This is a genomic window from Aquaspirillum serpens DSM 68, from assembly GCF_000420525.1.
GTDB lineage: Bacteria > Pseudomonadota > Gammaproteobacteria > Burkholderiales > Aquaspirillaceae > Aquaspirillum > Aquaspirillum serpens.
This window is the reverse complement of sequence record NZ_ATVC01000070.1, coordinates 1-13,067: the sequence shown is the minus strand read 5'-3', so window position 1 is coordinate 13,067 and position 13,067 is coordinate 1. Positions and strand designations below refer to the sequence as shown.

12 protein-coding genes and 1 pseudogene are annotated in these 13,067 nt (G+C 51.5%); 5 read left to right on the top strand and 8 right to left on the bottom strand.

What is annotated here, in order from left to right:
* Positions 1 to 340, bottom strand: a 340-nt coding sequence (locus G465_RS0111325) for an Rpn family recombination-promoting nuclease/putative transposase (RefSeq protein WP_022654576.1), incomplete at its 3' end; no start/stop codon positions are given.
* A 124-nt stretch (positions 341 to 464) separates the two neighbouring features.
* Between G465_RS0111325 and G465_RS16395 the strand changes: the two genes are divergently transcribed.
* Positions 465 to 599, top strand: coding sequence for a hypothetical protein (locus G465_RS16395; RefSeq protein WP_281166794.1), 135 nt, complete (start codon positions 465 to 467; stop codon positions 597 to 599).
* On the opposite strand, the gene metH is transcribed toward G465_RS16395, so the two are convergent.
* Positions 596 to 4,327, bottom strand: a complete 3,732-nt coding sequence (gene metH / locus G465_RS0111315) for a methionine synthase (protein ID WP_022654575.1) — start codon at positions 4,325 to 4,327, stop codon at positions 596 to 598. The genes G465_RS16395 and metH overlap by 4 nt on opposite strands.
* Before the next feature lie 158 nt (positions 4,328 to 4,485).
* On the opposite strand from metH, the gene aroG reads away from it, so the two are divergent.
* Positions 4,486 to 5,562: a 3-deoxy-7-phosphoheptulonate synthase AroG gene (gene aroG, locus G465_RS0111310; RefSeq protein ID WP_022654574.1), complete on the top strand. Its 1,077-nt coding sequence runs from the start codon at positions 4,486 to 4,488 to the stop codon at positions 5,560 to 5,562.
* A gap of 74 nt (positions 5,563 to 5,636) precedes the next feature.
* Here aroG and G465_RS0111305 read toward each other — a convergent pair whose 3' ends face one another.
* The 4 genes and pseudogenes from G465_RS0111305 to G465_RS0111295 form a co-directional block, all read right to left on the bottom strand.
* Entirely contained in the window at positions 5,637 to 6,398 is a 762-nt protein-coding gene (locus G465_RS0111305; protein WP_022654573.1) for an MrfA Zn-binding domain-containing protein, read from the bottom strand.
* Between the two features lie 72 nt (positions 6,399 to 6,470).
* Positions 6,471 to 6,647: pseudogene (locus G465_RS16270) on the bottom strand (IS3-like element ISPsy37 family transposase); the annotation flags it as partial.
* Positions 6,648 to 6,935: 288 nt separating this feature from the next.
* Positions 6,936 to 8,291 (bottom strand): tRNA uridine-5-carboxymethylaminomethyl(34) synthesis GTPase MnmE, encoded by a 1,356-nt coding sequence (mnmE, locus tag G465_RS0111300; RefSeq protein WP_022654572.1) that lies wholly within the window; start codon positions 8,289 to 8,291, stop codon positions 6,936 to 6,938.
* A 3-nt stretch (positions 8,292 to 8,294) separates the two neighbouring features.
* Entirely contained in the window at positions 8,295 to 10,349 is a 2,055-nt protein-coding gene (locus G465_RS0111295) for a M3 family metallopeptidase (protein ID WP_022654571.1), read from the bottom strand.
* Positions 10,350 to 10,438: 89 nt separating this feature from the next.
* Here G465_RS0111295 and G465_RS0111290 point away from each other — a divergent pair, with 89 nt between their 5' ends.
* From G465_RS0111290 to G465_RS0111280, 3 genes are all read left to right on the top strand, one after another.
* Positions 10,439 to 10,984 carry a gamma carbonic anhydrase family protein gene (locus G465_RS0111290; RefSeq protein WP_022654570.1) on the top strand — a complete coding sequence of 182 codons (546 nt, stop codon included), beginning with the start codon at positions 10,439 to 10,441 and terminating at the stop codon, positions 10,982 to 10,984.
* A 59-nt stretch (positions 10,985 to 11,043) separates the two neighbouring features.
* Positions 11,044 to 11,931 carry a DMT family transporter gene (locus tag G465_RS0111285; RefSeq protein ID WP_022654569.1) on the top strand — a complete coding sequence of 296 codons (888 nt, stop codon included), beginning with the start codon at positions 11,044 to 11,046 and terminating at the stop codon, positions 11,929 to 11,931.
* Between the two features lie 65 nt (positions 11,932 to 11,996).
* Positions 11,997 to 12,455, top strand: coding sequence for a universal stress protein (locus G465_RS0111280; protein ID WP_022654568.1), 459 nt, complete (start codon positions 11,997 to 11,999; stop codon positions 12,453 to 12,455).
* A gap of 45 nt (positions 12,456 to 12,500) precedes the next feature.
* On the opposite strand, the gene G465_RS0111275 is transcribed toward G465_RS0111280, so the two are convergent.
* Both G465_RS0111275 and G465_RS14560 read right to left on the bottom strand, forming a co-directional pair.
* Positions 12,501 to 12,722 carry a hypothetical protein gene (locus G465_RS0111275; protein WP_022654567.1) on the bottom strand — a complete coding sequence of 74 codons (222 nt, stop codon included), beginning with the start codon at positions 12,720 to 12,722 and terminating at the stop codon, positions 12,501 to 12,503.
* Positions 12,723 to 12,866: 144 nt separating this feature from the next.
* On the bottom strand, positions 12,867 to 13,067 hold a 201-nt coding region (locus G465_RS14560), incomplete at its 5' end, for a zinc ribbon domain-containing protein (protein ID WP_040399679.1).

The following is a 13,067-nucleotide window of genomic DNA, read 5'->3' as shown; positions in this document are numbered from 1 at the left end:
AAATCACATGCTTCATCTCACGATAGGATTGACCGCTTTCTAGTTGTTCGCTGATTAAACGTGAACTGTAATACAGACTTCGCTCTCCCCAATACGTCTGTTTCCGCACCTGAATTTCAATATTGTATTGCACGCCAAACCCGTCTTTCGCCAACACATCTAACACGATTTCTTTGGCGTGTAGGTCTTCACCAGAGATATTGGGGTTGAGAATATCAGTGATGGTAATCGGTGGTTGATCGTAACGGATGCTGTTAATCAAATCCGACAGCAATTCCGGTGATTGAGCAAAGAGACGTTTGAAGATGTAATCGTTCTTCGGGTCGAGTAACGGCAGCATGGTTGGGGCAGAGACGGAGAATAATACGGATGATTATAGTGGGGTGGATAAACATAGTGCATCCACCCAAAACAAACATGAAGCAACCAAATTAAAATGGTGGGGACAAGATTGACAGATGGGTATGGCGATGCAGTCAGTGGGCACAAAAGCGGTGCCCACGCTACGGGTTTGGCGGATGCGCTGCGCTTATCCGCCCTACGAGGGGTCAAACGTCAAAAATATCTTCCAAGCGTTGCGCTATCTACACCGCAGTTAAGACGGGGTATAGCCCAAGTTCGGCGCCAAATCCCGTTCTGCCTGCTCCACACTCACCCCACGCCGTTGGGCATAGCTTTCCACCTGATCTTTACTGATTTTGCCAACACCAAAATAACGGCTATCAGGATGACTAAAGTAGAAGCCCGACACCGCCGCTGTCGGTAACATAGCATACCCTTCGGTCAGGCTCATGCCAATCGCTGGGGCATCCAGCAAATCGAACAACTCACGTTTAACTGTATGGTCAGGGCAGGCAGGATAGCCGGGGGCAGGGCGGATGCCTTGGTATTTTTCCTCAATCAACGCCTCATTATCCAGCGCTTCACTGTTAGCATAGCCCCAGAACTCGGTGCGGACACGGTGATGCATCAATTCAGCAAACGCCTCAGCAAAACGGTCGGCCAATGCTTTTAACAGAATGGCAGAATAGTCATCATTGGCGGCTTCAAACTGTGCCACATGCTCATCAATCCCCAACCCTGCCGTGACCGCGAACACCCCGATATAGTCAGACACACCACTGTCTTTCGGTGCAATAAAGTCAGCTAATGCCCAATCGGGGTTTTGCTTGCCTTCTTTATCGGTTTTTACCAACTGTTGCCGCAACCCAACCCACGTCATCAAACGCTGTGAAGGATTTTCTGGCGAGTAAATTTCGATATCGTCATGGTTGACAGTATTGGCAGGGAATAAGCCAATCACGGCACTGGCTTGAATCCAATTCTCGGCAATAAGGCGCGCTAACATGGCCTGTGCGTCAGCCCATAAAGCGCGTGCCGATTCACCCACCACCTCATCTTGCAAAATCGCCGGATAACGCCCGTATAACTCCCAGCTTTGGAAGAATGGCGTCCAATCGATATAACGAGCAATCTCAGCCAAACCATATTGCTCAAAGCGGCGCACACCTAACCATGTTGGCACCGGCGGTGTGTATTGCGTCCAGTCAATGCGGTGGCGTTGTTGGCGCGCGTCTGCAATCGGTAACAGTTTGGCATCCCTACGCCCTTCAAAAATAGCGCGGGCCTTGGCGTAATCTTCAGCCACTTCATGCACAAACGGATCGCGCAGCGTATCAGATAACAAATTGGAACAGACACCAACGGCGCGGCTGGCATCGGGCACATACACCACCGGCCCTTGGTAATGCGGGGCAATCTTGACCGCAGTGTGAACACGGCTGGTGGTGGCGCCACCAATCAGCAACGGAATATCAAAACCCTGCCGTTGCATTTCTTTGGCGACATGGCTCATTTCTTCCAAACTCGGCGTAATCAACCCCGACAAACCAATGATGTCGGCTTTATGCTCGCGGGCAGCATCTAAGATGGTCTGACAGGGCACCATCACCCCTAAATCAATCACCTTATAGTTATTACAACGCAACACCACCCCAACGATATTCTTACCAATATCGTGCACATCACCTTTCACTGTGGCCATGATAATGGTGCCTTTGGCTGGGGCATCTTGCAGCCCCATCCGGATTTTTTCTTCCTCGATGAAAGGCTCAAGATAAGCCACCGCCGCTTTCATCACACGGGCAGATTTCACCACTTGCGGCAAAAACATCTTACCGGCGCCAAATAAATCCCCGACCACATTCATGCCATCCATCAATGGCCCTTCAATCACATGAATGGGGCGGGCACTCTTGGCGCGGACTTCTTCGGTGTCTTGCTCAATATAGGTGGTGATGCCTTTCACCAGCGCGTGTTCCAGTCGTTTTTCAACCGGCCATTCTCGCCACGCTAAATCCTCGCCTACCTTGCCAGCAACCGCATCGCCCTTAAATTTTTCTGCCAGCGTAATCAGATTCTCTGTTGGATCAGAACCATCAGCAGGGGTTTGCATCAGCACCACATCTTCAATCCGCGCCCGCAATTCGGCATCGACTTCGTCATAGACTTCCAACGCGCCAGCATTGACGATGCCCATGGTCATGCCGCGTTTGATGGCGTGGTACAGAAAGACCGCGTGAATTGCCTCGCGGACTTTATTATTGCCACGGAAGCTAAACGATACATTCGACACCCCACCCGAGATTTTGGCGTGCGGCAGGTTTTGTTTAATCCAACCGGTGGCTTCGATAAAGTCCAAACCATAGCGGGCGTGTTCGTCGATACCAGTGGCGACGGCAAAAATATTCGGGTCAAAAATAATGTCTTCAGGTGGAAAGCCGACTTCATCCACCAAAATGCGATAGCTCTTTTCACAAATTTCGATTTTGCGGGCGTAGGTATCGGCTTGGCCTTTTTCATCAAACGCCATCACAATCACCGCTGCCCCATAGCGGCGAATCAAAGTCGCTTGTTCAACAAATTTGTCTTTGCCTTCTTTCAACGAGATCGAATTGACGATCCCTTTGCCTTGAATGCATTTCAAACCGGCTTCGATGACTTCCCACTTCGAGGAGTCAATCATAATCGGGACCCGTGCAATATCCGGTTCTGCGGCAATCAAGTTCAGAAACCGCACCATCGCTGCATGGGCATCAAGCATCCCTTCATCCATATTGATGTCGATGATTTGGGCACCGTTTTCGACTTGTTGCCGTGCGACATCTAAGGCGGTGGCGTAGTCGCCATTTAAAATCAGCTTGGCAAAGGCGCGGCTGCCGGTCACATTGGTTCGCTCGCCGACGTTGACGAATAGATCACGGTCGCCAATGTTGAAAGGCTCAAGACCGCTTAAACGACATTTCTTTTCTAAGATCGGCAAGGGACGTGGGGCAAGATCTTTCACCGCCTGATAAATCGCCGCAATATGCTCGGGAGTTGTTCCACAGCAACCGCCGACAATATTCACCAAACCCGACTCTGCCCATTCGCGCACCTGTGGTGCCATCGCCTCGGGGGTGAGGTCGTAGCCACCAAACGCATTCGGTAAACCGGCATTGGCATGTACCGAGACATAAGTTGCCGACACCCGCGCCATTTCTTCGACATAGGGACGCAATAAATCGGGGCCGAGGGCACAGTTCAAGCCAAAGCTGATCGCGTCAGCGTGTTGCAAGCTGTTATAAAACGCTTCGGTGGTTTGTCCGGTTAGGGTGCGGCCAGATTGGTCGGTGATGGTGCCGGAAATCATCATCGGCAACCGTTCACATTCGGGGTGTTGATCAAAATATTGATGAATCGCGAACACCGCCGCTTTGGCATTGAGGGTGTCGAAAATGGTTTCGACCAACAGAATATCCGCGCCCCCTTTGACTAAACCATCGATGGCTTCGGTATAGCTGCTGACCAGTTGATCAAAACTGACATTGCGATAGCCAGGGTCGTTAACATCTGGGCTGATAGAACAGGTGCGGTTGGTGGGCCCTAACACCCCAGCACAAAAACGGGGTTTGGTCGGTTGTTGTGCGGTCTTTGCTACACACAACGCTTTTACCAGTTTGGCCGCTTCGTAGTTCATCTCCCATACCAAGCTTTCCATCTCATAATCGGCCATGGCGATTGAGGTGGCGTTGAAGGTGTTGGTTTCGATGATGTCAGCGCCGGCATCTAAATAGGCCTGATGAATCCCACCAATGATGTCAGGGCGAGTCAGCACTAACAAATCATTGTTACCCTTCACATCACAATGCCAATCTTTGAACCGTTCTCCGCGATAATCGGCTTCTTCCAAGCGATGACGTTGGATCATTGTGCCCATACCACCATCAAGAATCAAGATGTGGTCTGCTAATAGCTGAGTCAGGGTGGCGAGACGTGAGGGGGGCATGCGAGCTTCCTTGCGACAGTCGAAGAAAAGTGATGATTTTAACCCGATTGTGGCAAAAGCTCTTTTTTAAGCGAATTGCACCAGAAATCGTTGCGAATGGGTTTACGTCAGCGCGCAATCCGCGCTAGTCTTGTTGCTTTGCAAAACTCTCAAAGAGCATGATGATGCAGCGCCAGACTGATGATGTAAGAATCCGCGAGATTAAAGAACTTCTTCCTCCGATTGCCCATATCTACGAACTGCCAATCACCGATTCGGCCGCTGAACTGGTGTATGCCACGCGGACGGACATCGCTCGTTTATTGCGTGGTGAAGATGACCGTTTGTTGGTGGTGATTGGGCCTTGCTCTATTCACGACCCAAACGCCGCATTGGAATATGCAACCCGTTTGGCAGAATTGCGTGAGCAACATCAAAACGAATTAGTGGTGGTGATGCGGGTGTATTTTGAAAAACCGCGTACCACTGTCGGTTGGAAAGGGTTGATTAACGACCCTCATCTTGATGAGTCTTACGACATCAATGCTGGCTTACGCATGGCACGCCGCTTGTTGTTGGAGTTGAACAACCGTGGTATCCCTGCTGCGACCGAATACCTCGATATGATCACACCGCAATATATTGCTGACTTGATCTCGTGGGGTGCGATTGGCGCCCGCACGACCGAATCACAGGTGCACCGTGAATTGGCCTCTGGTTTGTCCTGTCCGGTTGGTTTCAAGAATGGCACTGATGGCAATTTACGGATTGCTGTGGATGCAATTCGCTCGGCCAGTCAGCCACACCATTTCTTATCGGTCACTAAGTCCGGCCATTCCGCTATCGTCGGCACCGGTGGCAACCCCGATTGCCATGTGATTTTGCGTGGTGGTAAAGAGCCAAACTATTCAGCCGAGCATGTACGCGCTGCTGCCGCTGAGTTGGCCGCTGTGGGCTTGCCACAGAAATTGATGGTCGATTTCAGCCATGCCAACAGCCGTAAAGATTACAAACGGCAAATGGAAGTGGCGCAAGATGTCGCCGCACAGTTAGCCGCCGGCGATCAGCATATTTTTGGTGTGATGGTGGAAAGTCATCTCAACGAAGGCCGTCAAGATTTGAAGGCTGGTTGTGATCCAAAAACCCTGAAATATGGTCAGTCGATCACCGATGCCTGCATCGGTTGGGCGGATACGGTTGATTTGTTGGCGATGCTAGCCGAAGGCGTCCGTGGCCGCCGGCAACAATCTGCTTAAGCTAGACTCACCTGCACTAAACAAAAACACCCCTAGCGTGAGCTGGGGGTGTTTTTTTATCTATAGCTGGGTCACTATTTACAGAACAGAATCCGGACCCGCTGATGAGCATCAGGTAGGTTAGACCTGAGCAGATACTCATTCAGTGCCAGATAACCGTGTACATTACGTGCGTCTTTGACCGCGTGTAGAAACTCCGGCCTGCCGATGAGTCCTGGATAGCAACCTAAGGCAATGCGACGATCGTCCCGTTCGATAAACATAGGGGTTTCGGGCGCCCACCCCTCTGAGCAGCGAAAACCATCCAATTCAAGACTAGAGCACAGTTGGGACAATGTTGCGGCCTGTACCTCGGGCTGGGAACAACACGGTTTCTCTCCACACACAGCATAGCGGAGAAGCGATGCGCCAAGCTTCCTATCCAAGCGTCCCTGAATATGCTGGTTATGGAAATGGTTGAGACATTCAGTGCATGATGTGTCACACGAGCAGCCTTCAAGGAGTTCTAGGGTGCCCTCTAAAATCTCCGAGAGGTTCTCAGCTACGACTTCGGCATATCCTGCACCACCCGAAAGGGTGTCGTACAGGAAGATATCCAACATCCTGGCCTCGCCCTGGAGTGCCGGCACAACGCGAAAACCAGAGCCAAACTCAGCCGGATCGAGGTCCAACTGCTTGTGGCGACTCGCCGCGAGCCGTAGGGCTTCAGCAATTGTATAGAGCGCATCCTCAAACACTCGCAGAGCCACTGTGTCGGCAGTGTCGGTCACAAGCGGAGCTTCAATCTTCAACCTCAACAGCAGCAGGTCGGTAGTGAAATCATGACCAAGAAGCACGCGCTGATACTCACCTGAGCATCGCTGCGGAATACCCTGTAACGGTCAAATTTTTTCGGACAGAGAGATAGGTTATTTGTTTGCGATATTCTGTTCGTAAACAGCTAGGGGCAAATAACCCAGTGTTAAATGCAATCGCAGATTATTGTAGAACGTCACGATGTAATCAGAGATATCGCGGATAGCCTCGTTATGATTGGCGTGGTCGCTTTACCAGACACGTTCCATCGTCAGATTCTTGAAACACCTTGGCGGCTGGCTTTAAGTTCCGCAGCTTGGTATCTGACAGTGCCATAACCCTCTCCCTTGTCTTAATGTGGCCCCTTAAAACCTGCTTGATTCTGGGCACATGGTTGATGCCTTTGGCACACCGTAGCATTCACACAGGCACACGATATCCCACAGTGGGCACATAACTGGGCACACATTCTGTTAGATTTCTGTGGAACATACAAGACTGCTACATAACAAAAAACCCGCATTGACGCGGGTTTCAGGGGGAAGGGTGGAACCTTTCGGAGGTCTCCGGAAGTCTCGCTATTTTCCGATACAAAACCGACTAAATATGACACCTAATAAGTCGTCAGCGGTAAATTCGCCAGTAATTTCCGAGAGGGCGTGTTGGGCGCGGCGGAGGTGTTCAGCGAACAGTTCTGCGGCAACCGCATACGCTTGTTGCGCCTGATCCAACTCAGTACGAGCACGGCGGATGGCATCCAAATGCCGTTCTCGCGCCAAGAATAGCCCTTCTGATTCACCTTGCCAGCCAACCATCTGCAAAATCTGCTGCCGCAACAAATCCAACCCTGCACCATGCTTCGCAGAAACCCGCACCGCGCTGATGCCGTCGCGCTCGGTGAGATCAGCTTTTTCACCCGATAAGTCGATTTTATTGTGTACCAATAAGCGCGGCAGTGCCGGTGGCAGCTTGGCAAGAATCGCCTGTTCGGCCTCACCTAAACCATGTGCCGCATCCACCAACAACAGAGCAAGATCAGCGCGGGTGATGGCGTGCCAAGTGCGTTCAATCCCGATTTGTTCTACTTTGTCCTCGGTATCACGCAAACCGGCGGTGTCGATGATATGCAGCGGCACCCCTTCCAAAACGATATGCTCGCGCACCGTGTCACGGGTGGTACCGGCGATATCGGTGACAATCGCGACCTCCTCCCCCGCCAAGGCATTGAGCAAACTCGATTTCCCTACATTCGGTTGCCCAATCAACACCACATGCAACCCCTCGCGCAACATCGCCCCTTGTGTGGCGGTGGCTAAGACACGGTCGAGTTGCTGTTGCACCTGCTGTAAGCGTGCCAAGGCACCGGCTTTTTCCAGCCATTCAACATCATCTTCTTCCGGAAAATCTAAGGTGGCCTCAGTCAACATCCGCAGCTGAATTAGCTCATCGACCAAGCGATGAATTTCATCAGAAAATGCCCCTTTCAGCGATTTAACAGCAGAACGGGCAGCGGCTTCGCTTTGGGCATCGATCAGATCGACCACACTCTCGGCCTGTGCCAAGTCGATTTTGTCGTTTAAGAACGCACGGCGGGTAAATTCCCCTGGCTCGGCTAAACGACAGCCCAACTCAACACAACGCCGCAACAACATATTGAGAATCACCGGCCCACCGTGGCCTTGCAATTCCAAAACATCCTCGCCGGTGAAAGAATGCGGCGCGGGAAAATACAACAACAGACCGTTATCTAACACACTGCCATCAGCAGCAAAAAAATCGGTATATAAAGCACGACGAGGGGTCGGCGTTTTACCGCCACTGATGGCGTGAGCCAAGGGCAACAAGTCACGACCCGACACCCGAATCACGCCCACCCCACCACGGCCTGCCGCCGTGGCAATGGCGGCAATGGTGACTGTTGGATAGCGGCTCATGGCTTAGGCTGCCACAGGTGTCGGGGGCACATCGGCCATACCGGCATGACGCAATAAGGCATCAATGGTCGGCGCACGACCACGGAACGCGGTGAACGAATCTAACGCAGGACGCGACCCACCCACGGCCAACACTTCTTGCCAGAAACGTTGACCGGTTTCTGCATTCGCACCGCCGGTTTCCTCAAAGGCAGAATAGGCATCAGCGGATAACACCTCAGCCCATTTATAGCTGTAATAGCCAGCCGCATAACCACCAGCAAAAATATGGCTGAAACTGTTGGCAAAACGGTTCCAAATGGGGGGAATATTGACGGCGACTTCTTGCCGTACTTCGGCCAGCAGTGCCTCCCAATCACCCTGTTCGGGATCAAAAGCACTGTGCAGCAGCATATCAAACAGCGAAAATTCAATTTGTCGTACTGTCATCATGCCGCTTTGGAAGTTTTTAGCCGCCAGCATCTTATCGAACAACGCACGCGGTAATGGCTCACCACTGTCAACATGGGCCGTCATGCCTTGCAACACGTCCCATTCCCAACAGAAATTCTCCATAAACTGGCTGGGCAGCTCGACCGCATCCCATTCCACGCCATTGATACCAGAGACTGACAGCTCATCCACTTGGGTCAACAGATGATGTAAACCGTGGCCAAACTCATGGAACAGCGTAATCACTTCATCATGGGTAAACAGCGCCGGTTTATCACCAATCGGTGCGGTAAAGTTACACACCATATACGCCACGGGTGTTTGTACTCCCTCGGCAGTCAAGCGGCGGCCACGGGCATCATCCATCCACGCCCCACCGCGTTTTTGTGGTCGAGCATATAAATCAAACCAGAATTGACCAATGCGTTCTCCCTCGCGCTGTACATCAAAAAAGCGCACATCGGGATGCCATGTCTGGCTGTCACTCGGCACAACATCAACCCCATACAAGGTTTTCACCACGCCAAATAAACCCGCCAAAACTTTAGGTTCGGGGAAATATTGCTTCACTTCTTGTTCAGAAAACGCGTAGCGTGCCACCCGTAATTTTTCGCTGGCATAGGCAATATCCCATGCCTGTAAGCTCTCTAGCCCTAATTCTTGTTGTGCAAAAGCTTCGAGTTGTTGTCGATCTTGTACCGCAAAAGGTTTGGCGCGTTGTGCTAAATCGCGCAAGAAACTCACCACTTCAGCTGGGTTCTGCGCCATTTTGCTGACCAAAGACAGTTCAGCGTAATTTGCAAAACCTAACATCCGTGCTTCTTCTGCCCGCAGTTGCAAAATTTCACGGATTAACGGCGCATTGTCCCATTCTGGTTTACCAAATTCAGAGGCGCGGGTGGAGTAGGCACGATAGAGTTGTTCACGCAATGCACGGTTGTCGGCATATTGTGCAATCGGGAAATAGAACGGGAATTGCAGAGTGATTTTATAGCCAGTTTTGCTATCGGCCTGTGCAGCGGCGGCAAACATGGCGAGGCTGTCTTCAGGGACGCCTGCTAACTCATTGACATCGTCGATATACAGAGCAAAGTCGTCAGTGGCATCGAGCACGTTTTGGCTAAAGGTCGAACTGAGTTCGGCCAACCGCAGTTGAATTTCTGTAAAGCGGGGTTTGTCCGCCTCGGGCAATTCTGCCCCTGACAATCGAAAATCACGCAGTTCATGTTGAATGATGGTTTGCTGGGCAGGGGGCAGCTGAGCAAATTCGGGGCTGGCAGCCAAGGCCTTATATTTCTCGAACAACGCTAAATTTTGCCCCAACTCGCTGTAAAACTCAGAAATTTTCGGCAAATTGGCATTATAAGCCTCACGTAAAGCTGGGGTGTTCACCACTGCGTGTAAATGCCCCACTGGTCCCCAGACCTTGCCGATTTTTTCAGTGGCATCGGTTAAAGGCAGCACAAAATCCTGCCAAGTGGCCGGTGTGGTGTCTGCCGTCAGTTGGCTGACCACCTCTCGGGCTGCGGCTAAAACAGCCTCGACAGCCGGTGTGATCTGTTCTGCCTGAATCGCGGCAAAGGGGGGCAGGTCTGCATAGTCTAATAAGGGATTGGCTGTGCTCATGGCGTGAGGCTCTCTACAGTTACAGGTATGATGGCTGTTTTCGTGTTGCTGTCGTGACAGCAAGATTTAAGCCAAATGGGGGGCAAATAGTGAATCGCAACATTCGAACTTTTGATGGCATCACACCACGGGTGGCAGCATCCTGTTTTATTGATGATACCGCGCTGGTGATTGGTGATTGTGAGTTGGGTGAGGATTGCTCGGTGTGGCCAATGGCGGTGATTCGTGCCGATGTTAATTGGGTCAAAATTGGGGCACGCACCAATATCCAAGATTTTGCCATGCTACATCAAAGCCACCGCCGGCCACCGCAAGACCCCGAAGGTGCGCCCTTAACCATCGGTGATGATGTCACCATCGGTCACCACGTCACATTACATGGTTGCACCATTGGTAATCAGGTGTTAGTGGGCATTGGTTCAATCGTGCTCGACCGCGCCATTATTGAAGATCAGGTGATGGTTGGAGCCAATAGTTTGGTTCCACCCGGAAAGCGTTTGGAGTCGGGTTGGTTGTATATGGGTAGCCCTGTGAAACAGGTGCGCCGTTTAACAGAACAAGAGTTGGCTTTTTTTAGTTATTCGGCGGCGCATTATGTGCGTTTGGCGGCAAAACATCGTGCCGCTGGTGAGTAGATTTTGTGGCAAAATCCTAAACATTGTTTAGGATTATTAACACACGAAAGCACAACACCATGAGCAAGCTGACGGGCGTGGCCCTCACCGCTGTGTCAGGTGCTGCCTTTGGCAGCATGTCGATTCTGACGAAATTTGTTTACGCCGAAGGGGTGACGCCAACCAGTTTGCTGTTGTTGCGTTTTTCCATCGCCAGCCTGTGTTTATTACCCCTATTGTGGTGGCAAAAACTGCCCTTGCCGCGTGGCAAACAGCTGCTGGCATTTATCTTTATGGGCGGTGTGCTCTACACCGCTGAAGCGCAGGCGTTCTTTATTGCTTTGAAATACGCCTCTGCTGGTTTGGTGGGGTTGTTGTTATATCTCTTTCCCGCGCTGGTGATGTTGCTGTCGGCGGTATTGTTCAAAGAAAAAATCACACGGCGCAAATTGCTCGCGCTGTCGCTGGCTTCGCTGGGTTTAATTGTTACCATCGGTTTTGATGTCAGCGGCCAGCCATTGGGGATTGCCTTGGGTGTGTTGGCGGCCATGTTATATGCCGTCTATTCCATTATTGGCGAAAAGTTTGGTGGGCGGACACATCCCATTGCGGCGGCTTTTGTGGTGATGGCCTCGGCGGCGGTGTGCCATATTGGTTTGGTCGCCATCCAAGGCTGGCACCCACCGCAAACGGCCTCGGGGTGGAGTGCGATGGTGGCCATTGCTATTTTATGTACCGTGATTGCCATCATTTGTTATTTGGCTGGCATTGCGATTATCGGCGCCACACAGGCGGCGCTGGTTTCGACGGTTGAACCGATTGTGACGTTGGTGTTAGCGGCTTTGGTGTTAGGTGAAGTTGCAACACCGATGCAATGGTTAGGCGGTGGGCTGATTATTGCGGGGGTGATCGTGTTAACCTTAAAAATCCCTACACGACGGGCCATTTTGAACGAAATTCACGATTGATGACGATTGATGACCTTAAGTTTGGCTAAGATGCAGATTGGTTTCAGCAACAAGAGGAGAACGGCATGTATAAAAATATCATGGTGGCAGTCGATCACAGTCCACAAAGCCCACAGGTTTTAGACGAAGCGATCAAACTCGCTAAGATGTCGGGGGCGCGTTTGCATGTGGTGACCATTGCCAATTTATATGAGTTTGCTTTTGATGAGGCAGGACGGCGTGATGAAGGCCGTTTGCAAGTGCAGGCCGAAAGCAAAGCACGGCAAGTGTTAGAGCCACATCTGATTCGCGCAGAGCAAGAAGGCGTCAATGTATCGGCACATCCGGTGGTCAGTTGGGGCGCCGGCGAGGAAATCGCCAAAGCCTTGATCAACGAAGCCCAAGATAGTGATGCCGAGGTGTTGGTGATGGGCACTCATGGCCGGACAGGATTAGCCCATCTGTTCCTCGGCAGCGTCGCCGAAGCCGTCATCCGCAGCGCCCCGATGCCAGTGCTCATCCTCCGCAGTCCAGACCGGCATTGATGCAAAGTAGGTTAAGACAGGTGTTCTCCACACCTGTCTTCTCTATTAGCAGCAATCATCCAACTGCGACACGAGATCGGACAGCACACCTTCAACATCCAAGTGTTCTTCTTGCAAATCCAGCAAATCATGCCGTGAACGCTCAATGATGTCTTTAATGGCAATTTCTTGGACTTCACGCAGATCAAAACAGTGAATCAAACTTTCCAAAGAGTTGGTCATGGTTTGCAACGTGGTTTCACCACGGCAACGCTGTTGCGTTGACATCCTCCCCTCTCTAAAGAGCGGGGATTCCTACGGCGCTTTGGTCTAGACACAGGCCAAAGTCGCTTCGGTGGGTTCCTGCTGCTGGCGGCATTACGGCACCACTCACTTCACAGGCGAACTGGGTATGTCCTACCCTTTTGTTGTTTATGCGGCAGCTAAGATAGCTTGGCCGCGTGTTAAAACATTGATTGCACCGACGACATCGGCGTGGTTTTCATAGCCGCATTGCACACATTGAAACTGTGCTTGTGTTTGGCGGTTTTCAGCTGAGATATGACCACAGCTTGGGCAAGTGCGGCTGGTATTTTGTGGTGGTACGGCGATGAGATGACCACCGTTCCACGC